The organism is Paraburkholderia sp. C35 (assembly GCF_003121405.1).
GTDB lineage: Bacteria > Pseudomonadota > Gammaproteobacteria > Burkholderiales > Burkholderiaceae > Paraburkholderia.
In genome coordinates this window covers 77,272-99,553 of sequence record NZ_QBUY01000010.1, presented here as the reverse complement: position 1 = coordinate 99,553, position 22,282 = coordinate 77,272, and the positions used below count along the sequence as shown (strand labels likewise).

Here is a 22,282-nt window from a genome sequence, read left to right as displayed (position 1 = left end):
TGGCCCTGGTCATCCTCGTTGATGGAGCGCAAGGATTGGGGCCACCTGTCTTAAGCCTCGTTTAATTCTTTCCTGTGAAGATGCGGCTCAACATCCCCTGTTGAGCCGCCTGAGTATCGGCGGCGTTTTTTTAGATTTCTGTTTGCCGTGGCAGTCCGGTTGCTTTGCTTGTTGCATGAACGAACAAGGCAAACCATCAGCGTCGCAAACAAAACCAAGGAGAGCGCCCAGATGCCGACCGAACCAACAGTGCTGGATCATCTCCATGCCCAGCAGGGCAACGCGCAGGCATTATCGATCCGCAGCTGCACGGTATCCGCACCCATCCAGCCTCCATGGGCACCTTCTTACCGGTTGGTCGAATGGACCTTCAGACACGACGTTGAATCCTTCCGGCGCGCCGTGCCTGCCGAGAGCACGCCGCGTCAGATTGCCGAGGCCGTGATGTCGCATGTGCCGGGACGGCGTTTCTGCCAGCCTGGCGGATAGACTGCGCGCCGCATAGCGCAAGCCGCTCGATGCGCGCGCCGCGCGCGCTGGATGCCGGGTTACCGTTTCTCATCACGCAGTCCTCCACGCAGACATCGCCGGCCGCGTTTCGGCGGGCGGAAACACATTCCATGATCCGTCGTCGTGACGGAAGAAGAAGATCGACAGCAGGCCGTTGGGCCGCAGCGCTTCGACGCACACGCAGCGCCGGTGCATCTGCGTGCGGCAGAAGCGCACCACGCGTGCGGGCATCGCGGGTGTCGGTGCGAGCCATTTGTCAACGGCCCAGTGCAGTGTCTTTCCGGTCGGGCTCATGGTGGTCTCCTTCGCTTTCCTGATCGCTTTTACGGCATTCGACGCTTCGAACTTCAATCGTCCCAGTTCAAATTCCAGTGCTCATGCTGCGTTAACAACGGCACGGCCCGTTTTCATCCGGTTTTCGATAAATGCGCTGACGAGGCACAGCAGCGCATGCACACCGGCACGTGGATGCGTGAAGCAGGCGTGAACCTGTTCGCTGCGGCTTTCGCCGAGCAGGCACCATGCGCAGAAGTGCTCGCAGTTGTTGGTCAGCAGGCGGTACTGGTTTTCGCCGAGGCGCGAACGGGCGCGCAGCACGGTTTGTTCAGCAGAAAACATTGGGAACGGATGCGGGCGAACGGCGACGGCGTGGCCATCGGCGAAGGCTTCGAGTGCCACTTCTTCAACCGGGCCGCGATGCGCGGACTTGGCGAAACCTGCGTAGTGAATGACCTTGCCGCCACCCACGTAGATGCCATGATGTTCGTAGCCGCGGCGTTGCGTAATGAGGTGGGCACCGAGGGCCGGTTCATCGGCAGCGCCGTCGAGCACCACGTCTGCCGATGCATAGGCCGCCGCACGAATGGCACCTTGTTCACTGCGCGATTGGTGGAGGTTGCGGTTCATGGCTTTGTCCCGGTATCCGATTCAAAAGGCCAACACTGTTGCAGCCTCTTTTGCATCAACCGGACCAGGCGCGCCATATCATTGATTTTTATGGTGTTTTGTTGATTCCGAAGGGTTTTTCCACCGCATGATGTACGGACAGATCCAACAGAATTTCGGGCGATTGTGTTGTGCACGCACCATCACTTGCGGCGCTGCCCATCTGCAACGGCGACCACGAGAATGTGTTGGCTGCACCACCGCTCAGCGCAGCTTCATGTTGGACGAGTGCCAACGTCCAGAGGCTCGCGCGCGTGACGCGCGCAGGCCTGTGTCTGCGCCGGGCGCCTAGCAGCAAGGCCTCGCGTGAAAATGCATGAACGGGCTGCAAATTGGCACGGCCCTTGCAACTTATGACGCAACTTCCTTTTGATTCTGCGGCCGCGTGACGGCTGGCTTTTTCGGAGACACGTCATGGCTTCCATCTGCATCAGCGACCTTCCGCACAACCTCGCACTCGACCGCAAGGCCATGTCCGCGATCAGCGGCGGCGGCGGCGCGCCCTGGGTATTCGGCTGGATCACGCCGTATGTGCACGACACGCCGAGCGTCGGTCCCGTCGTCAACCTGTACGACATCACGAACAACTTCTATGCTGACCAGATGATCAACCAGTTCCAGAAGGTCGACGTGAACAACACCGGCAACAACTCGAACATCAACGTCTCGCCCGACGCACGCAGTACGAACCGGGCCTAGATGCCGTGACCTGTACCAGCCAATTCCGGTGGGCGTCGGCGGCGCGCACGGACACGGGCCGCGTGCGCGAGATCAACGAGGACGCCTGCCTCGATCAGCCGCAACGCGGCCGCTGGGCCGTGGCCGACGGCATGGGCGGGCACGATGTCGGCGATCTCGCGAGTCAGCTCGTGGTCGAAACGCTGGAACGGTTGCCCGATCAGGCGGGCATCAAGCATTGCATCGCCGAGGCACGCCAGCGCCTGCAGGATGCGAACCGTCAGTTGCGCGAAGAAGCCGCCCGCAGGCAGGTGCAGCGCATCGGCACGACGGTCGTCGTGCTGTTCGCGTGCGACCGTTTTTGCGGGTATCTATGGGCAGGCGACAGCCGCATCTATCTGCTGCGGCAAGGGCAATTGCGGCAATTGACGCGCGATCACAGCCAGGTGGAAGCGCTGCGGCAATCCGGCTATCTGACGGAAGAGGAAGCACGTCATCATCCCGCGCACAACATCATCACGCGTGCCGTCGGCGCGACAGATCATCTCGAACTCGATGAAGACGCGATCGAGGTGGCAGACGGCGATGTGTTCCTGCTATGCAGCGACGGCCTCAGCAATGAAGTGACCGACGAGGAAATCCAGCAGACGCTCGCGAGCGTCGATTGTCTGCATGCGCCTGCTGAACTGGTCGATATTGCGCTTGCACGCGGCGGGCGTGACAACATCACCGCAGTGGTCGTGCAGGCTGAAGACCCGCAAGCATCCGACAAAACGTTGTTGAATCCTGCGCCCTGATACTGTTTTAGCGCGTTAAGACGCTAGTCCACCTCGGCTTCATCGTCTGCTTCCGAATCGTCCTTGCGTGCGTTCGCTTGCGCATGAGCCTTGCGAAAATCCTTTGAATGCAACCCGTGCTTCTTCAGCAGCATCTGAAGATGCGAGCGGTTCATATCGACGCGCCGCGCCAGTTCGGCCACCGTGCCGCCCGTTTCCTGCAGGCCGCGCTGAAGAAAAGCCTTTTCCGCTTCGTCGCTGGCGGCGCGCTTCGCGTCGCTGAGCGACAGCAGATTGGTCACACTCGCCGTGCCGTTCGCCGCTTCGTTCGCCACACCCAGAATGGATGTCACAACCGGCGACGTGGGCCGCATATCCGTCGGTAGATGATCGACATCGGCAATATCGCCCGCAAGGCAAGAGATGCGATACATCACGTTACGCAGTTCGCGGATATTGCCCGGATATGCATAGGTCAGCAGAAAGTCCCGCAATTTAGGGGTAATTCTCACAGGACGCCGCTTCAATGCGCCTGCCGCTTCGTCGCCGAAGTACTGGATCAGCAACGGAATCTCGTCGCGCCTCTCGCGCAGCGGCGGCAAGGTCACGTGAATGACGCTCAGGCGATAAAAGAGATCTTCGCGGAAAGTACCCTGCTCGCTCAGCTTGCGCAGATTGCGATTCGTAGCAGCGACGATGCGCGTGTCGACGCCAATCGGCTCATCCGAACCCACGCGCTGTATTTCATGCGCCTCCAGCACGCGCAGCAATTTGACCTGCCCCGTCAAAGGCAACTCACCAATTTCGTCGAGAAAGATCGTCCCGGTGTGCGCGCTTTCGAATTTGCCTTTGCGGTCATTCGTCGCGCCCGTAAATGCGCCCTTTCTGTGGCCGAACAGTTCCGACTCCAGCAGATTATCGGGAATCGCGCCGCAATTCACTGAGATAAATGGTTTGTCGGAACGGCTGCCATTCGCATGAATGACCTTCGCCATCAATTCTTTACCCGTACCGCTTTCGCCATCGATCAAAACCGGTAAATCGGTCGGCGCAGCTTTCTCCGATATTTCGAGTGCTTCCAGCAGTTTCGGGTTATCGCCAAACGTCCCCTCGAAGATAAAGCTGCGCGAGAGCAGCGCCTGGCGCCGTGCACCGCGCGACTGGTCGCCGCGCATCGGCTCGACGACAGCCGCCTGCACGAAGCGCTCCTTGTGCGACATCTGCATCACTTCATCGCGCAGCGTGCTCGCCTGCTTCAGGAGCTTTTCGATATCCGCGCGTTCGAGCCGCGACGACCAGCGCAGCGTCGAGCGCAGAATTTCGATCTTCTCGATCAATCCCGCATAGGAGATGGCGGAGCCGCTTTCATCGGGCTGCTGGTCGAGTATCTTCATCACGCACTCAGCTGTTTCTGGACGAGCTGGTAATACATGCCCTTCCGGTTGACCAGTTCCTCATGACGCCCCTGCTCGACGATCGCGCCTTCATAGAGCACGAGAATCTTGTCGGCACGCATGATCGTGCTGAGCCGATGCGCAATGATGACGGCCGTGCGTCCTTTGAGGATTTCGTGCATGTTGCTGAGAATATTGCTTTCCGATTGCGTGTCGAGCGCCGAGGTTGCTTCGTCGAACACCAGCAGGCGCGGGTCGTGATATAGCGCACGCGCAATGCACAGCCTTTGTATCTGACCGCCCGACAAGCCGATGCCACGTTCGCCCACTATCTGTTCATAGCCGAGCGGCAGCTTGCTGATGAACGCATGCGCGTCGGCCATTTTGGCGACTTCCTCGATACGGCGCCGGTCCGGTGTATCGTCACCGCTCGCAATGTTCTCGGCGATCGTGCCCGAGAACAGCAGGTTGCTCTGCATCACATAGCCAATCTGCGCGCGGTAGAACGCCTTGTCGATCACATTCATGTCGTAGCCGTCGACGGTCATCTTGCCTTCGCTGGCCGCGTAAAAGCCGACCAGCAGTTTCGCCAGCGTGGTTTTTCCCGACCCGCTGCGGCCGACAATCGCGACCAGTTCTCCCGGCTTGATGTCGAAGCTCATGTTCTCCAGCACGTAGGCAGTATCCGTATCGCCATAACGGAAGTACACGCCATTCAGGCTTATTTCGCCTTGCAGGTCAGGTAGCATCACACGTGACGGCAGATCTTCAGGCTTCTGCTCCGGTTCGATGTCGAGCACATCGCCGAGACGCTCCATCGCCACACCGGCGTCATTAAGCATGCTCCACAAACCGACCAGCCCCATCAGCGGCGACAGCACACTGCCCATGAACGCGTTGAACGCAATCAATTGACCGATGGTCATTTCGCGCGCCAGTACCAGGTTTGCACCGACCCACAAGATCGCAATCGTCGTCGCGGCATTCAGCAACTGGCTGACAAAGCCAATCAAGATACTGAATGCATGCGCGCGGTACTGCACTTCGAGTGCTTTTGCGTATTTCTTCTCCCAGCGCAAACGCACAGGCCGCTCGATACCCATGCCCTTGACCGTTTCAACACCCGACAATGCTTCCATCAGAAAAGACTTCGAATCCGTCGATGCCGCAAACGATTCACGCGCATAGTTCTTGATCTTTGGTGTCGCAATCAGCGTGAGCGCCATGATCGGGATGACAAAAGCGATCAGTACGAGCGTCATCTTCGCGTTGTAGAAGAACATGATCGCGAAGTAGATGAACACCATCAACAGATTGAGCGCGGTCGTCACCGTCGATTCAGTGAGGAACGCACGTATGGTCTGGTTCTCCTGGAAGCGCGCGAAAATGTCGCCGGTCTTGCGCTTGGCAAAGAACGAGAATGGCAGCGACATCGTGTGCCGGAAGAACTGCGACATCATCGCGAAGTCCATGTTGCGCACCATGAAGTTCGACAGATAAGCGCGCACCATCGACATCAATTGCGAGAACACGTTCGATATGATCAGGCCAAGTATCAGCAGATGCAGCAGGCCGATGTTCTGATGCACGATCACGCCATCGAGAATGTTCTGGATGATCAGCGGCGGTATGACGCCCAGCACCTGAATCACGAAGGTCGCTAGAAACAGGTGCATCAGGATCTTTTTGTACGGCGTCAGGTAACCGACGAAGCGCAGCCACGGCGAACGCGACGCGGACAACTGCACGAGGTTCGGTCCTGGCGCAAACAGTAGGCAGGTCCCACTCCAGCCGCGCTCGAAATCTTCAAGACTCAGCTTGCGAAAACCCAGCGCAGGATCGGCAAGCCATACATGATCTTTCGATACACCGTACACAATGATGTAGTGATAGCCTTCCCAGTGCACGATGAAGGGCAGATCGAAGCCGCGCAACGAATCGAACGTGCACTGCACGCCACGCGTCGTAAAGCCGAGCGATTCGCCTGCGCGCGCGAGGCTATCGAGCGTCGCGCCCGCTGTCGTCACGTTGGCCAGTTCGCGCAGTTTGCCGAGCGTCATCGGAATACCGTAGTGCTTGCAGATCATCGCAAGACACGCCGCGCCGCAATCCATTTCTTCGGCCTGCTCGACCAGCCCGAAGCGTTTGATTACCCGCTCGCCGAGTTCGGGCTTCGTGTGCAGATCGAGCCGCAACGGCAGCTTGCGGCGCTGCTCGATGCGCTTTTGCCGGTCCAGTTCGCGATCGTTGTACTTGATGCGTTCGTCGAGTACTTCGCGCAGTTTAGGGTTGCGCTCGAGGATGAAATGCACGGTGCGTTCGGGAATCACCAGCAGCCGCGTATCCGTCGTCGCAATCGCCGATGCCGCCTGCTCCTGACGCATCAGGCAAGCCTTTTCGCCGAAAATCTCGCCCTCTCGCAGCGTCGCGAGCGTGTAGTCGTTACCGTCCTCATGACGCACGATGCGGACTTCGCCTTGCCGCACCACATACAAACGCCGATCGTCGCGCGCGTCCTGCTTCAGAATCTCCTTGCCGGCAGCCACCTTCTTCACGCCGACGCTACGCACATATTCTTCAAGTTCCTGCTTGTTTAGCTTGCCGCGCAAATCGAATAACTGCGCAACGAACCCGCCTGCAGAATTGATCGCAACATAACTCGCGACAAAGGTAAGCGCCGCCTGGTTGCCGGCGATAATCGGTTCGATTGCTGCGCGCGGAATAAACAGCAATTCCGTCTTGCCAGAAGAGCGCACCGATGATTCATGCGCATACGGGCGCAGCATCGCAATGTCGGCGAACACTTCGCCTGTCTTGCGCACGCCCATGCTGATCTCTTTGCCATGCTCTTCCGTGAAAATGCGCACGGAGCCGGACTTGATCACGCACAGCCCATCGGCGGCATCGCCCACGTTGCACACCGTTTCGCCAAACGAATAGAAACGCGATTGCACATGTTCCGCGACACGTTCGAGTTCTTCGCGCGTGAACGGCGACAGAATCTCGACCGTCGACAGAAAGTCGGCAATGGAAGGCGTGGTTTGCGGTGCATCCATGATGCTTGCGGTCCCCGGCAGCAGCGCGCGTCAGTCAGAGCGCTTCGATGATGTGTTCCTGCGCGCGCGTGACGAGCCACTGTTCGCGCAACAGGCGTTTGATTTCCGACGCTACGTCCGCATCGAGTTCCGCCGGATATTTCGCCGTCACCGCAAAGATCTCGAAACACGAGCGGTCCGGTGAAGCGAACGGTCCAAGCAGATCGCCGACGGCTGCGTTGAAGATCTTCGCTTCGATATCCGGCTTCAGCGATCCGCGCAGTACTTTGCCGATCACGCCGCCCGAGTCCTTCGTATCGGCAATCGAGTGCTCGCGCGCCATTTCCGCAAATGCGTCGGGATCATCGTGCAGATACGAAATCATTTCCTTGGCTTTTCCTTCATCGTCGAGCAGGATATGACTGACTTCGATCGCATCGAATTTCGGCGAATTCATCGAGAAGTACTCTTCGATCTCGCCTTCGTTGCCGACCCTGTCGAGCATCTTCTCCTGATAGAGACCGTCGGTAATGAACGCCTCGAATTCGTCGAGCGTGACCCTCAACGTGTCGAGATACTGGTTCATGTCGGCGGCGCGATGCAGGCCGCGCACACGCCGGAACTGATCGGCGCGCTCCTGTATGTCGTCGGCGCTTACGGTCACGCCGTGTTTCTTCGCGGCATGCACGGTCAGCTTGTCGCGCACCATCTGCTCGATCAGGCTTTCGAATTGCCCCGTGAGTTTCAGTAGACGTATGAATTCGCCGACATCCACGACTTCATCATCGATTCGTACGATCGCGGTCATCTCGTCCGCTCCTCTAGTGGTGGCCCGAACAAACAGGCGGGCTGGCGGTTTTACTTTCCGGTTGTACTTTCCGTTACGCTTGCTTTAAGAAACGTTCTATTGAAGCTATCCGGCCAGTTGCCTGAACGGGTCCAGCCCCAGATCGATCAGCCGCCGCTCGCGCACGACGATTTCAGCGCTCGCCGTCATGCCGTAACGCAACGGATAGCGGTTCTCCGCGATCTGGTAGTAATTCCTGTCGAGCTGCACGCGGCCTTCATAGACAGGCTGCTTGTCCTGCGCTGACGGCTTGGTCGCGGGCGAAATATATGCAAGCGTGCCGTTGATCAGTCCATAGCGCTGATACGGAAACGCGTTGAATTTCATCTTGACGGCCATGCCTTCGTGCAGGAAGGCGCGGTCGCGCTCGGCAATCTCGATCTTCAGCACGGGACGCGCATCTTTAGGCGCAATGCCGCCAAGCGGCGCATTCGCCTGGATCTTGTCGCCCGTTTGCGTGGAGGTCACATCCGTGATCACGCCCGAAGTCGGTGCGAGTATCAGCAGAAAATTGTCTTTGTCGATGTTCTCGAAACGGATGCGCGCCGCTGCATCGGCGACCAGACGTGCTGTCTGTAATTGCAGACGCAGCTTCTCTTCCGTGGTCGTGATGTCGCGGATCAGATCATCATATTGAAGCTGCAGATTGGTCGATTGCTGGCCACTCGTTTCGAGTTGCGCATTCGCTTCCGCGTATTCATGGCTCAGCTTGAAGTCGAGTTCGGCAAGCCGCGATTGCGCGACACGGTACGCGTTTTCCGCTTCCAGTGCGGTATTGCGCTTCGCTTCGACCTGCAGTTCGGCAACACCGCCTCCGCCTGGCTGCGCGAACAGGCGTGAGTACTTGTCCGCTTCCTGGCGCGCTGCATCGCGCGCGCGCCGTGCATTGTCGAGCGTGCTGCGCGCTTCTTCAAGTTGCGCTTTCTGCCCTTCCGCGAGCTTGGTCGTGCCTTCGGAAATGCGGTTCTCGTGCTGACGCTCTTCAACTTCGAGTTGATCCTTCAATGCCGCCGCCTTGCGCTCCATCAGTTCTTTCTTCTGCGGGAAGTCTTTCCATTCGCGCTCGGCGTCTTCGAGTTTCAACTGTGCCTGCAGCGCATTGGTGGCCGCTTCGATTGCGCCGCGCGCATTCAGGCGTGCGAGCACGTCGCCCTTGGAAACGGGTTGTCCTTCGGCAATGTACAGATCCGTCAATTCGCCGTCGATGGGCGCATAGATACGGCGCACGTCCGATTCCGGTGCGAGCGTACCTTGCGCCGTGACGATCACGTCCGCGCGGCCGAAGAACGACCACATCAGGCCCGCCACCACGAGCGCGACCATCGTCAACACGAGCGCCTGCGCGATCCGCACAGGTTCCGACGTCAGGATCGCCACGCCCTCGGCGCTGTGATCTTCGAGCGCTTCATAGAGCGGCTTAAGGTGATTGTCGCGTTTCACTTTCGTCACTGCCTCCAATCAACGCGAGCTTGGATTTCAGCAAGCCGGGTTCGAGCACCATGCGCAACTCCTGTAGCGAGCGGCGCTGCAATTGCGTTTCTGCATCGATGTCTTCGAGCAACTGATCCGAGCCGGCGGGATGCGGTGCCTTGAGTTGCGTATAGATGCGCATGCCCTGTTGCGCCGACGTATTGGCACCGGACAGAAGCAGCGCCTGACTGCGGAATCCGCCCGAGATACCCGACTCCAGCCGCTGCGTGCCGCCGATCGAACCATTCGCACGATACTGCCGCCACAATCCTTGCGCGCGATTGATCTGGTCTTGCGCGCGCGCCAGCGCCTTGTCGCGCAATGCGTTCACATCGTTTTGCACCGCGCGCACGTAATACGCGTCTTCGACGGGATCGAGACTGGCGTAAAAGGACAGCAACTTGTCGTCTCGATCCGCTGAACCACGGCTCTTTTGCAGGTCGGAGAACTGATCGAGCAGCGTCTTCTTGTGCGCCAGTTCGGCAGCCATCACATCGGACCATGCGCCAGCGGGCATTGCCTGCAATCCGGCCAGTGCCTGCTGACTGTCGCCGCTCTGCCATGCGGCACTCACCGCATCGTGCTTCGCCACCACGTCCGCCGACGGCAAACGGCTCGCGCTCAATTCCTTGTATTGCGACTGGAACGGCGGCGTCACGAAGTTCACCTTCTTCATGAGCGCGAGCAGCGGAACCAGCCGGCGCGCCGTCATTTCATTGAAAATCGCCGTGTACTGGCGGAGGTCGCTACGCACGGCATCGAGCCCATCGAGGCGCGGATAGCGTTGCGCATAATCGTCGAGCACGGCGGGCAACGCGTCTGGCTTGTCGCGGCCCAGCTCCGTGGCAATAGTCGAATTAAGCCGGTCGATGGCGGCGAGGTACACCGAATCATCGCTTTGCAGCTTGCGCAGATGGCTCATCGCCTGCGCATACGGCTCGGTAAATTCCGGCACATACGAAGCAATACGATCCAGAACCCGTTGATGCCCTTTGGCATCGTCATTCCACCGCTTGAGCAGATTGTCGATGCGGCCTTCGTCGCGGTAGATGCGAATCGGCGCATCGGGTCCGCCACGGCCGACAATGAATCGCTCCAGATCGCCTACCCACTTCAACTGATCGATTAGCGCAATGGCGTCGGGGTTGCCCTGGCTCGTCGCCCGCATGCCTTCGATCAACGCGGCCGCGCGATCGTACTGCTTCGCCTGCAAGGCCGTCAGCCAGCCAGGCACGCGCGCTTTCATCAATGCTTCACTGGCGAGCGTCCGGATTGCGTCGCTAGCGGGATGATGCTGCAGCGACGACGTGGCAGCATCCGCCGCCGCTTCATAGTCTCCTGCCGCCAGCAGATTCTTCACTTCGCGCTCGGCGGCACCACGCATGTACAGCATGACGGCAAGGCCGGCTATCACGATCAGCACGGCGAGGCCGCCCCAACCGATCCGCCGCAAAGTCGTGCGGTCGCCGGCAGCGAACGTGCGCGTCAATTCGCGCATCACCAGTTGCCAGCGGCGGCGCGGACGGCGCGCTTGCGTATCCGTTGCGTCTTCGGGTGTCAGCGGCGGCGCGTCTTCATTCACTTCGTCTTCGCGCTGCAACGCGCGATCGACGCAGAAGATGTCGAGAAACGAATGCGCCGCACCGACAAAGGTGGTCTTGTCGGGGTCTTCCGCCGGCATGGCCGCCGCTGCCGGCGCGGCGGGCGTTGCCGGTGTGACCAATGGCGGCGCGCCCAGCGCGGCGGCGGGCGGCGTCATCTGGGTCAAGGTGGGCTCGATTTCGAACGATTTCTGCAGCGCTACCACATAGACGACATGGTCGCCGCCGAATCCGATCACATCGCCGTTCTGCAACGCGACAGCCGATTCGCCCAGACGTTTGTGATTGACGAACGTGCCATTGGTGCTGCCGAGATCTTCGATCCACGGTTCACCGCTTTTCAGAAAGATGTGCGCATGCCGCCGCGAAATGTAATTGACCTGATGCGGAAAGCGATCTTTGTAACGTGAAAACAGTTCATCCGTCTTGCTGACCAGAAACGGAAATGCGCTGAGGTCGATCGGTTCGAGACCCAGATCCGTGCGCTGAGGTTTCAGCGTGACGCTCAGATGCTGAACGGCGCGTGCAGACGCCGAACTGAAGGGACGCGGCTCGATGGCGACGCGATACGCGAGATCGCCGCCAAAGCACAATTCGTCGCCTGCGCGCACGCGCGATGGCGTCTGCCGCACGGCGACGCCATTGACGGTCGTGCCGTTCTTGCTGTCGAGATCCGCCACATACACCGCGCCGTGCTCGCTAAAGATGCGCGCATGACGCCGCGAAAGTTTGGTGATCAGATCGCGTGGATAGTCCGCGAACGGCGCCTCGCTGCGGCCAATCGCGAACAGATCGTCGACGATACGAATGGGGCCGAGAGACGCATTCGAAACGGGCAGCAGCAGGACGTCGAACTCCTTGTCCAGAGCCGCCCGCATCTCAGCAATCGGAGCTTCGCCGGGATTCATCTCTTTGCATCACTAAGCGTGGACACGAACGGAGCGTTCGACGGGCGTGACAATCGAGGCATATTCGACGCGGCCGCCAGCTTCACCATATGAGCGGCTAATCAGGAATATTAATTCACGCATGGTGTTAGTCAATTATGGGTACGGCTAATGCGGTCTGCCAATACAACGGTCGGAACAACAGCGCTTTTAAAGAACCGTGCCAGCGTTTTCCGGCATTGGCTTCTGGCTGTTATCCGCCGCGTTGCGCGCGTTTTACTGCTTCACTTGCGTCTGCACGTCGACGGCCGGCCAGCCGCCGCCGAGCGCCTTATAAAGCAGTACCGTATCGGACAGTATTTGCTGATGATTCGTCAGCAGATCGAGTTGCGCCTGAAGCAGCGAGCGTTCCGTTTCGAACACGTCCAGTTGCGACACCACGCCTTCGCGCAATTGCGACTGCATTTGCGTGTTGACGACGCTCAGGCGCTCCACTTCCTGTTGCAATTCGACGCGCTGCTGCCTGTGCGAATCGAGATTGACGAGCGCATTTTCGACTTCTTCGAATGCGCCCATCACCGTCTGCCGGTATTGCTGTTCGGCGACTACGTTTTGCGCCTCGGTCGTTTTGACATGAGCGCGCACGCTGGGATCGAGCAGTGGAATATTCAGACTCGGCATCAGGCCGAACGTGAATGACTTCAGCAGATCAGACAGCGCGAAACTCGCCGTGCCGCCGTGTCCCGTCAGGCTGATGGTGGGCAATTGCGCAAGCTTGGCCTCGCCGACCAGGTCATACGCTTCGAGCACGCGCAATTCGGAAGCCACGATGTCAGGCCGGCGCGACAGCAGTTGCGAAGGCAGACCGCCCGGCACAGGCGGCAATTGCACGCGTTGCTGCAGATGGCCGACGGGCACCGTGAACTCGCCGGCGGGCACGCCGATCAGCGTGCACAGCGCGTTGTTTGCGATGCTGCGCGAGCGGCGCAGATCGAGCAGATCCTTGGTTAGACGATTCACTTCCGCCTGCTGACGCATCACCTGCGTCTTCGGCACGAGTCCATTGCGGCTCATGCCGTCATAGATAGAGAGAATGGTCTTGTTTTCGTCGACCATCTTCTGTTGTGCGTCGATCTGGTCGTCGAACTGCAGAATCTGGAAGTACGTGGTCGCCACGTTCGACACGAGTTCGAGATAACCCGCACGCCAGTCGGCTTCCGATGCGTGGAATTCGGCCTTTTGTGCCTGTACGCCCTTTTCGACCTTGCCCCAGATGTCGATGTCCCAGTTCACCTGGCCTGCCACGTTGTACTGCTTCGAGAACGGCTGCCCGGTCACTTTCTGGAAATTCGCGCCAGCGCCGAGATCGGCCGTGGGCAGTGCGCCCGCTTTTGCTTCGCCGATCTGCGCGCCCGCTACGTCGATGCGTGCGGCGAGTACCTTGATGTCGAAATTACCGTCGATCGCTTTTGCGATCAGCGTGTTCAGATACGGGTCCTGGAAGCTCTTCCACCAGTCGGGCACGATGGTGTCGGCGGGTGAAACGAGCGATCCTGTCTTGTCGGACCATGCCGTCTTGGCGGGCGTATCGGGACGCTTGTAGTCGGCCATATGCACGTCGACGCAGGCGGACAGCGTCGCGGCGCACACTGCTGCAACGGTGATTGCGCGAGCGGCGGCGACGAATGAATCAGGCAACGCAGACACGATATTCTCCGATCTTTTCCGGCTGTACTGCACGTGCAGAGCGCGCCTTTCAAGTAAAGCACGTCCAGCGCGGCATCTCTATCGATGTCGGCGGATTTCGTTCGGCGTGGAGTGCGTGCGGTGACCTGCGGTCGTGTGGACAGGACGATTGGCTTCTGAATCTTTTTGACGATGCTTGCTTCAGTTTCTTTGCTGCTTTGCTGCTTTGCTGCTGCCCGCGGAAGCTGGTCTGGACTTCCGCGGGCTGACGCCTGGTGCTTAGTGCACGCTGACGTTGTTGTTGGCCGTCATCGTCGGCTTGATGGTCGTGTTGATGCCCGATGCGAATGCGTTGTTGTTGCCGCTCATGTTGGTGATGTCGGCGTTTTGCTGGATCAGTTGCTGTGCGTCGACGTGCTTGCTGTTGTCGAGGTCGAACTTGAAGCTGGTGCTCGGGAAGTACGGATAGGCGAGGTAGCCGCCGCGAACAGCCTTCATTGCCTTGCTGTCGAGTTCTTCGGTGACGGACAGGTCGTTGATCATCAGTGCGCTCATGACAGTTCTCCTAAGAGGGTAGCGAAGATTCGCTGTGGTGTTTCGGTTTGGGTTCGAGCATCTTGTCTGCTCGGGCCTTACAACGCATAGGCTGTGCCAGTCGCACTGCCAGCGCCGCGAAAAACCTGCGAAGCCTTGCTGCCATTGGGTTAGCTGTCACACTGCATTTGCGCAGACAAATTCCGGGTACTCAATTGCCGCTTCTGAGTGCCGCTACACAACCAACATTCACCGAAAAACTGTTGGATCGAAAAAGACAGCAGTGCAAGAGAACATTGAGCACACACGTTCGTTCACTTTGCGATCACCGTGATCTTCTTCGAATAGACGGGCGGATTGTGGGGAACATGGTTCTCGTCGCCCATCAGCAATTGAAGCGTGTGCTTGCCCGGCGGCAACGTGATCATGGTTTCCGTTTCGCCTGCGCCGAAATGCAGGTGCTGGCGATCGGATGGAATCTCCTGATCCATCGGCATTGGCGGCAGATCGGTATCGATCAGCAGATGGTGATGGCCCGTATTCGGGTACTTGACGCCCTTGGGCGCGACGCCCATATAGCGCAAGCCGAACCACACGCGAAATGGCTTGTTGGCGGGCACGACCTGCCCGTCGTTCGGATAACCGATGTACGCATAGGCATCTTTCGGTGCGGGCGTCGGCCCGGCGAATGCCACGTTCATCGAAGCGAGAGCGGCGAGCGCCGCGGCGGCAACAACGTTCCTGATCATGGCTGAAGCTCTCCGTCTTGCGTTTTTCGTCTCATGCGCCGCAACAGCAGGCACGACGCGCACGCGTGCTCACTTCACGATGATGGTGATCTTCTTCGAATAGACGGGCGGATTGTGCGGCACGTGGTTGTAGTCGCCGAGCAGCAGCTGGATCGTGTGCTTGCCAGGCGGCAACTCGATACGCGCATCCGTTTCGCCGGCGCCAAAATGCAGGTGATTCCGGTCAGAAGGAATCTCCTGATCCATCGGCGGCAGATCGGTGTCGATCAGCAGATGGTGATGCCCGGTGTTCGGCACGTTCACGCCTTTAGGGCATACCCCCATGTTGCGCAAGCCCATGCGCACCCACAGTTTGCCGCCCGTAATCACGGTGCCGTCCGCCGGCCAGATGATGTACTCCTCTGCGCCCGGCGGCGAAGGCGTCGGTCCTGCCAACACCTGTGCCGAAGCGAGAAACAGCGCGCCGATAAACGCGAGCCTTATTCTTCTTTGCATTGCGCATCTCCCAGGGAGGGTCAGTGCTGCTTGCTTCCGTTTTAGCTTAGGACGTAACTTGTTAAAAAGATACGCCCCGCTCGTTAACCATCTGACATTGCGGCTGCGTGCTATCGTTTATTAAAGCGGTCCAGGCAAATACGTTGCGCGGGTATCGGGCAGCACGGCGAGAGGCGGCTGCGATGGTCGAGCCGTTTCGTCCGATGACGAGGTTCTGTCGAGAACTTCCAGAACAACCAGGATCTCAATATGTGGCGAAAACTCCTGCTGGTATGCATGATCGGGGCACTCCAGATGCGCGGAGCCGACGCTCAATCGCTGCCGCGCGCTGCGAGCGATACCACGCTTCCTCTCACCGCAGACAGTCTCTCCGTCCATCGCATTGACATGCGTGAGCGCAAGGTCGCGCTCGTGATCGGCAATACCAGCTATGCGGGCAGTCCATTGCCCAATGCCGCTCGCGATGCACGAAGCGTCGCCGGTTCGTTGCGCGCGCAAGGCTTCGATGTCGTGTTGCGCATCGACGCAAACGCGCAGCAGATGCGCGATGCCCTCGCCGAGTTTGGCCGCCGCCTGCAGCCCGGCGGCACTGCGCTGTTCTATTTCGCAGGGCATGGTCTGCAGGCGGGCGGCAGTGCGCGCCTAGCCGCCGCTGGTGTCGATCCCGACAAGCCCGCTACGTTGATGACGGCGAGCATGGACGTATCGAGCGTGCTGGATGTGCTCGCGATACCGCGCGACCACGCGCTCAATCTCGTCGTGCTCGATGCCTGCCTCACGCAGCCGTTCGAAGCCGCTCGCCTTGCGATGCCGTTGCCCGCAAGCACCGTGATCGCCTATGCGGCCGCGCAAGGCGCGCAGGCCGCCGACGGTGCACGTCACGGTGTGTTCACGGGCGCATGGCTGAGAGAAATGCGCCGTGCACCAGATGAGCCTGTCGATGCGATGTTCAGTCATATCGCACAACAGGTCGCGGATCAGACGCACGGTGCGCAAGAGCCGTGGACGGTATCGTCGCTGACTGTGCCGGTGCAGCCTTTCTCTTCAGTGGTGCAAACAGAAGATCAGCCCGATACCGTCGTCGCATTGAATAGCCGCGGCATTCTGCCTAAAGACAGTAATGAGCAATATGAACTGACCTTCTGGGAATCCATCAAGGACAGCAATTACGCAAGCGACTATGAAGCGTATTTAAAGGCGTATCCGAATGGCCGCTTTGCGGCGCTTGCCAAAGCGCGTATCGACCGATTAAAGGCGTCTGCGCAAACTGCGCCGCCCGCCGCGTCGCATGCAACGCCTACCCCGGCGCCTGCTCCCGCGCCGTCGCGCCCGGCCGCTGCCGCGCCTGCTCCTACGCCAGCGCCTGCGCCGCAACCCGCGCCACAGCCTGCACCCAAGGCCGCTGCGGCACCCGCGCCCTCACCGGCGCCAGCCACAGCACGCGCCGCGACTGGCGGCGAAAGCAAGGACTGCGCGGCGTGCCCCGTGATGATTTCACTACCGGCAGGCTCGTTCACGATGGGCAGCAATTTCGATCCCTCGGAAAAGCCACCGCATCACGTGACCATTTCAGCGCCATTCGCAATCGGCAAGTACGAAGTGACCGTCGAGCAATGGAACGCATGCGCTGACGTCAACGGATGCCCCAAGCTGACGCCCGAGAACAATTCCGTGAAGAACGCGCCCGCGCGCGATCTGAGCTGGGACGATGCGCAAGCCTATGTGAAATGGCTGAGCAAGGTAACGGGAAAAACCTATCGCCTGCCGACAGAAGCCGAATGGGAATATGCCGACCGCGCCGGCACGACCACCAAGTACTGGTGGGGCGAGCAAATGCGCAAAGGCATGGCGAACTGCAAGAACTGCGGCGACCCGTATAACAAGGACGCACCCGAACCCGTCGGTGGCTTTGCCGCGAATCCGAATGGTTTGTATGACATGAACGGCGGTGTGTGGGAATGGGTCGGCGACTGCTGGCATAACTCATACCAGGGCGCGCCGAACGACGGGCATGTGTGGGACGCGCCAGGCTGCAATATGCGTGTGATTCGCGGCGGATCGTGGCGCGAGGGCGACGACTACATGCTCAGTTCGACCCGCTTCAAATACAGCCAGAGCGTGCGGCAATCGCAGGACGGCTTACGCGTCGTCAAGGAACTCAAGTGAGTTGATCGCGGCATGAATGACGGGCCCATCGGTGCGGGCCCGTTAATGCGCGCGCGCCTTGCTCGATATCTGCGCAAAATCCGCGACGATATGATCCGCGCCGTACTTCGCAGCAATCTGCTTGAGCCGCGTATCGAGCGCGCGCAGATAGTCCGCGCGCGACTCGCTCTCGGGCCTCGGTGCATCGAATAGCGGTGCAGGCGTGATCAGCATGACGACCATCTCCTGACCGAACGGCTTCGAGATGATCCAGTCGCCGCCACTGCCGACTGTCGCCGAGTAATGGGCGGGCGCCTGGTTATCTTTCGCGCGCGGTCCGGGCACCATATGCACGACGCTGCCGTCGAGCACGTAGTAGTCGATATTGACGTACGAGTCGTAGCCCGGCGTCTTCACGTCGACGACGAGCGGATCGCCCTCCGTCAGCACGCCATTCGGCATGCGCGCCGTCAGCGACGCGATATGCCCTGCCTGCCAGTTGCGCGTCCAGTAAGCGCCGAGTTCTTTCAGCACTTCGCATTTGTCGCTCGTCACATGCTGCACGTCGACTTTCGTCGACGCCACGCCGGGCAAGGTCGCCAGACGTTCGTTGACCAGCGCCTCGCCGTGCGGCGGCACGAAGCCGCGCACCTGTACCGCACGATCCTGCAGCGAGGCCGCCAGCGCCGAGCAAGGCAACGACGCGAGCGCAGCAGACACGGCCGCGAGCGTCGGCGGTGCTGGCGGCGTGGCAGCCGATGCGACGGCAGGCGTAGACGGCGCGGCAGGCGTAGCGGGTTGAGCGGGCTCGATGGGTATGACAGGCGACGCAGCGCTTGCGGAAGGCTGCACAGCGCCCGCTTCCGACGCCGTGCCCGCCTGTTGCGCGGCGTTCTCCTGTTCGAGCGTTTGCGAGGCGCGATAAAAGTACAGCGCGCCGCCTGCCGCACATGCGAGCGCGAGTCCTGCGACACCTGACTTCATCAGCAGACTGGTGCGATCGACATTACGTCCTGTCGATTTCGACGCCGACTGCCGCTCCTGCGCGCCAAACTCCTCGACGAAGCGCGACACGGTCGGCGTGCGCGCCTTGCGGTCGAACGCGAGCGCCGCGCGCAACGCACGCCACTGACGGTTGCTCAGATTCTCCGGCCGTTGCGGTTGCCGGTTCGTCGCACGCGCCTGGGTTGCCGACTGGCGATCGAACGGGTGGCGGCCCGTCAGCAGTTCATACGTGATGCAGCCGAGCGCGTAGATGTCGTCGCGCGGGTCCGGCTCGAGATGTTCGAGCATTTCAGGGCTGGCATAGGCGGGCGTCAGCGCGCCGAGGCTGCCGGGGTCGAACACGGTGGCGTCGCTGTCTTCTTCCGGGCGCTGGAACACGCGCGCGATGCCGAAGTCGATCACCTTGACCTCGCCCGTGTCGGTGAGGAACACGTTGGCGGGCTTGAAATCGCAGTGCACGAAGCCGCGCTCGTGTGCGTAGGCGAGCGCGCTCGACATGCCGCGCACGATCGGCAAGGCCGACTGCACGGGCATGCCCTTGAAGTCTTTGGTACGGAGAATCTGGCTGAGCGGCTTGCCCGACAGATACTCCATCGTCAGATAGACGATGCCGCCATCGCGGTCGAAGTCGTAGACGGTGACGATATTGCGGTGCGCCAGTACTTGCGCCTTGCGCGCTTCGCGCTGCAAGGCGATCAGCGACTTCGGGTTGCCGCGGAACTGCGTGTTCAGCACCTTGATCGCGAGATAGGGCTTGCGGTCCGATGCTTCCAGCTTGCGCAGATCGAGCGCCTTGTAGACGGTGCCCATGCCGCCCACGCCCAGACACTCTTCCAGCACGAAGCGGTTGTTCAGGGTATCGCCCGTGCCCTTCACCTGATCGAGATTCCCCACAATGGCTTCGTGACTGCGAGGCGCAGGTGACGGCGACAGCAGATGGTCGGGCACCGTCTGCATGCGCGTTTCCTCGCCGCCGGCAGGTGCCAGGTTCGAAACGGGCATCTGTTCGATACGGCGGCGCACCTCCGCATAGAGATCGGGCGGCAGCGGCGTCCTGGTGTGCGCTTCACCGAGTATTTCGAGCAGGCGAGCCGATCCGACGCCTTCCGTCGTGAGCGTGCTGTCGAGTTGAGCGACGAACGCGTCGTGCGTCAGCGCGCCGCTCTGAAAGTCCCGAATCACGTGCGCAAGGCTAGCCATGTGTTCAAAGCGCTGGAGCTCCCGAAGCCCTGAGAATTTCCCTGTCGTAACCAATTACATGTGCTCGTTCGATAGTAGCCCGCGTGTATGCCTTTCGCAAACCAGGATTGGCCCGCGACACGCCGGGTGTGATGTGTCGTACCGTATCCAACAGCTTTTCGTCTTCAGTTGGCCGCTCGCCATCAGCTTCCGCGCTCCCGATCTGGCCGTTCATCTCGTCGTGTCTCGCCTCACTCATCGCAAAGCCTTGTTCTTAAAGGCTCGCGCGGTTTTTTGCCGGCGCGCTGGTTCGACTGGCACACCCTATGCGTAGTAAGACCCGAGCAGACAAGATGCTCGAACCCAAACCGAAGCACCTGACCGAAGCACCCTCTAGCGAATCTTCGCTTACACCTTAGGAGAACTGTCATGAGCGCACTGATGATCAAAGACCTGTCCATCGCCGAACAACTCGACAGCAAGGCCATGAAGGCCGTACGCGGCGGCTTCCTCGCCTACCCGTACTTCCCGAGCTCGAGCTTCAAGTTCGACCTCGACAACAGCAAGACGGTCGACGCCCAGCAGCTTGTAAATCAAGGCCTCAGCGTCAACAACGTCAGCGGCAATAACAACGCCTTCGTCTCGCACATCCCGACGACGATCACGCCCACGATGACGGCCAACAACAACGTGCACGTCTCGTAAGCCACCACACGCAGTCGACGGGGACCGGGAGCGCCACTTGTCCGGCGCTCCCGGGCAACAGCCGCAACACTACTTTCCTTGGAGAACCATCATGTCATCCATCATGATTCGCGATCTCGACGGCCAGCGCACGCTCGGCCGCCATGAAATGTCGGCAGTATCAGGCGGCACGGGCACGCCCGGCCTCACCGGCAATACGTGGCTCGCGGGCCTCGGCCCGGTTGCCAACGTGAACATCGGCATCGAACAGAACATCTCGCAGGCGCAGCTGATCAACGTTTCGACGTTGAACAACAGCATCGTCGGCCCCGGCGTGAAGCTGCCGAACATCAACGTCAACCCGGGCCTCTGGGCTGGCAATACGGCACTGGCGTAACCGCGCGCGCTGCCGTGGAGGATCGGGGACCTCCGCGCAGCGTCGCAATGCTCGTCAGCGCACACCGCTTCGAGCCTGAATTACCTATACTGGTTGTTCGAGCCATACGCGTGGCCGTCATCGACCGAGACATGCTTCGGTCGTCACGGCGCCACGCAACACTTCTTCTGGAACAGCCATGTCGAAGCTCGTCATCAAGGATTTACCCGAAAGTATCGATCTGGATCGCGCCGCGATGACCGCCATTGTCGGCGGTGCACGAACGGGCGGACGCTTCTTCGGCGTCGCCGCGCAGGCATTGCCGGCAGCGACGCGTGTCGTCGACTATCCCGTAGGATTCCCGACAGCCGCGCGCCAACCCGTCGACGAACGCATACCGCCGCAAAGCCTGTTGCGCAAATAGCGGCTTCGCCGTTCAGCCGTTACGGCTGCCCGCTTTTCTCTTGCGACGTGCTGCCGGCCTGAAGGCTGGCGGCGCGTTTTCGCGCGGGTATGTCGCACGTGCGTGTATTCTGCCCATTTCCGTCGGTTTTCTTCCGCCAACTTTTCGTGCTTCGCGGTATGGCGTCCGCTAACACTTTCGGTTTCGCAGAACAGGCAGTCTGATGCGAAGTGATGTATACGCGCGGACTTCGCCGATTATTCCCTTGCCTGGTGGCGCTTTTCAAAGCGCAATGTGGGCTACCTCACATAACGCTTCGATTCCGGCATATGCGTTGCGGCGTATCGGGCGAGCGCCAGATCGTGCTCGCCGAACCTGCATCAGGAGAACTGCCATGGAAGCCAATGTCGTTATCAAGGATCTGCCCGCGTCTACCGATCTCGAACGCAAAGAGACGGCGCTGACGCCCGAGCGCATGAAAAGCATCGTTGGGGGAAGAAGTGTTGTTGTGACCGTCGACGGCACGAGTACAGGCACCGTCGATGACTTCGGGCTCAACTGCGCCATTTTCGAAGGACGCGTGGGCGGCCCGATGATCAATTGATGCGCGCGCCGAAAGCCTCTTCGCTTGATGAAGAGGCTTTCTTGCCGATGTGGATGCCCGATGACAGGCGCGTCACCGGGACAGAAAGAAGAGAGACGGATCGCGCCGGATGAGGAGTGCGAGGTAGAAAACCCGGAAGAGCCGTAAGTCGTTGATTTTTCAACACTGATCCCGCGCCGGTCAGCTATGGGATTATCAAGGTTTTCAATAGTTTTTCGACATGTGTCACAGAACGTGGGCACAGTTTGGTCACACATACGGTCCAGCAGGTTAGGCACC

General features: G+C 60.0%; 20 protein-coding genes. 8 read left to right on the top strand and 12 right to left on the bottom strand.

The annotated features are described in order from the left end of the window. Positions 1-231: 231 nt before the first annotated feature. On the top strand, positions 232-489 hold the full coding sequence (locus DK391_RS09440; RefSeq protein WP_109477745.1) for a DUF2866 domain-containing protein: 258 nt from the start codon (positions 232-234) through the stop codon (positions 487-489). 72 nt (positions 490-561) lie between these two features. Here the strand turns inward: DK391_RS09440 and DK391_RS09435 are convergent, their stop codons facing one another. Together DK391_RS09435 and DK391_RS09430 are read right to left on the bottom strand one after the other, a co-directional pair. Next, positions 562-804: a hypothetical protein gene (locus DK391_RS09435; protein ID WP_109477784.1), complete on the bottom strand. Its 243-nt coding sequence runs from the start codon at positions 802-804 to the stop codon at positions 562-564. A gap of 81 nt (positions 805-885) precedes the next feature. Further along, positions 886-1,416, bottom strand: a complete 531-nt coding sequence (locus tag DK391_RS09430) for a lecithin retinol acyltransferase family protein (RefSeq protein ID WP_109477744.1) — start codon at positions 1,414-1,416, stop codon at positions 886-888. A gap of 453 nt (positions 1,417-1,869) precedes the next feature. Between DK391_RS09430 and DK391_RS09420 the strand changes: the two genes are divergently transcribed. After that, positions 1,870-2,154 (top strand): hypothetical protein, encoded by a 285-nt coding sequence (locus DK391_RS09420; RefSeq protein WP_109477742.1) that lies wholly within the window; start codon positions 1,870-1,872, stop codon positions 2,152-2,154. A 5-nt stretch (positions 2,155-2,159) separates the two neighbouring features. After that, positions 2,160-2,930 carry a protein phosphatase 2C domain-containing protein gene (locus tag DK391_RS09415; protein WP_109477741.1) on the top strand — a complete coding sequence of 257 codons (771 nt, stop codon included), beginning with the start codon at positions 2,160-2,162 and terminating at the stop codon, positions 2,928-2,930. A gap of 23 nt (positions 2,931-2,953) precedes the next feature. Here DK391_RS09415 and DK391_RS09410 read toward each other — a convergent pair whose 3' ends face one another. The 9 genes from DK391_RS09410 to DK391_RS09370 form a co-directional block, all read right to left on the bottom strand. Then, positions 2,954-4,306 (bottom strand): sigma-54 dependent transcriptional regulator, encoded by a 1,353-nt coding sequence (locus DK391_RS09410; protein WP_109477740.1) that lies wholly within the window; start codon positions 4,304-4,306, stop codon positions 2,954-2,956. Next, positions 4,303-7,359 carry a peptidase domain-containing ABC transporter gene (locus DK391_RS09405; RefSeq protein WP_109477739.1) on the bottom strand — a complete coding sequence of 1,019 codons (3,057 nt, stop codon included), beginning with the start codon at positions 7,357-7,359 and terminating at the stop codon, positions 4,303-4,305. Before DK391_RS09405 ends, DK391_RS09410 begins: the two co-directional genes overlap by 4 nt. Before the next feature lie 34 nt (positions 7,360-7,393). Then, entirely contained in the window at positions 7,394-8,146 is a 753-nt protein-coding gene (locus DK391_RS09400; protein ID WP_109477738.1) for a peptidylprolyl isomerase, read from the bottom strand. 105 nt (positions 8,147-8,251) lie between these two features. Further along, a complete protein-coding gene (locus tag DK391_RS09395; RefSeq protein ID WP_109477737.1) occupies positions 8,252-9,625 on the bottom strand; it encodes an HlyD family efflux transporter periplasmic adaptor subunit in 1,374 nt (457 codons plus the stop codon). Next, entirely contained in the window at positions 9,603-12,164 is a 2,562-nt protein-coding gene (locus DK391_RS09390) for an FHA domain-containing protein (RefSeq protein ID WP_109477736.1), read from the bottom strand. The genes DK391_RS09395 and DK391_RS09390 overlap by 23 nt, the downstream gene beginning before the upstream one ends. 255 nt (positions 12,165-12,419) lie before the next feature. After that, positions 12,420-13,841 (bottom strand): efflux transporter outer membrane subunit, encoded by a 1,422-nt coding sequence (locus DK391_RS09385; RefSeq protein WP_239482775.1) that lies wholly within the window; start codon positions 13,839-13,841, stop codon positions 12,420-12,422. 267 nt (positions 13,842-14,108) lie between these two features. Further along, a complete protein-coding gene (locus tag DK391_RS09380; protein WP_109477735.1) occupies positions 14,109-14,384 on the bottom strand; it encodes a hypothetical protein in 276 nt (91 codons plus the stop codon). A gap of 293 nt (positions 14,385-14,677) precedes the next feature. Then, positions 14,678-15,109, bottom strand: coding sequence for a DUF4399 domain-containing protein (locus DK391_RS09375; RefSeq protein ID WP_204117324.1), 432 nt, complete (start codon positions 15,107-15,109; stop codon positions 14,678-14,680). A gap of 72 nt (positions 15,110-15,181) precedes the next feature. Next, the gene (locus DK391_RS09370; protein WP_109477733.1) at positions 15,182-15,607 is read right to left on the bottom strand and encodes a DUF4399 domain-containing protein; all 426 of its coding nucleotides are present in this window, start codon (positions 15,605-15,607) and stop codon (positions 15,182-15,184) included. Between the two features lie 249 nt (positions 15,608-15,856). Between DK391_RS09370 and DK391_RS09365 the strand changes: the two genes are divergently transcribed. Next, positions 15,857-17,773, top strand: a complete 1,917-nt coding sequence (locus tag DK391_RS09365; RefSeq protein WP_109477732.1) for an SUMF1/EgtB/PvdO family nonheme iron enzyme — start codon at positions 15,857-15,859, stop codon at positions 17,771-17,773. Between the two features lie 42 nt (positions 17,774-17,815). On the opposite strand, the gene DK391_RS09360 is transcribed toward DK391_RS09365, so the two are convergent. Then, a complete protein-coding gene (locus tag DK391_RS09360; RefSeq protein ID WP_109477731.1) occupies positions 17,816-19,957 on the bottom strand; it encodes a serine/threonine protein kinase in 2,142 nt (713 codons plus the stop codon). 408 nt (positions 19,958-20,365) lie between these two features. Here DK391_RS09360 and DK391_RS09355 point away from each other — a divergent pair, with 408 nt between their 5' ends. From DK391_RS09355 to DK391_RS09340, 4 genes are all read left to right on the top strand, one after another. Further along, positions 20,366-20,641 carry a hypothetical protein gene (locus DK391_RS09355; protein WP_109477730.1) on the top strand — a complete coding sequence of 92 codons (276 nt, stop codon included), beginning with the start codon at positions 20,366-20,368 and terminating at the stop codon, positions 20,639-20,641. 91 nt (positions 20,642-20,732) lie between these two features. Beyond that, a complete protein-coding gene (locus DK391_RS09350) occupies positions 20,733-21,017 on the top strand; it encodes a hypothetical protein (protein WP_109477729.1) in 285 nt (94 codons plus the stop codon). 178 nt (positions 21,018-21,195) lie between these two features. Continuing rightward, the gene (locus tag DK391_RS09345) at positions 21,196-21,420 is read left to right on the top strand and encodes a hypothetical protein (RefSeq protein ID WP_109477728.1); all 225 of its coding nucleotides are present in this window, start codon (positions 21,196-21,198) and stop codon (positions 21,418-21,420) included. 373 nt (positions 21,421-21,793) lie between these two features. Next, positions 21,794-22,003, top strand: a complete 210-nt coding sequence (locus DK391_RS09340; protein WP_109477727.1) for a hypothetical protein — start codon at positions 21,794-21,796, stop codon at positions 22,001-22,003. Positions 22,004-22,282 lie beyond the last annotated feature (279 nt).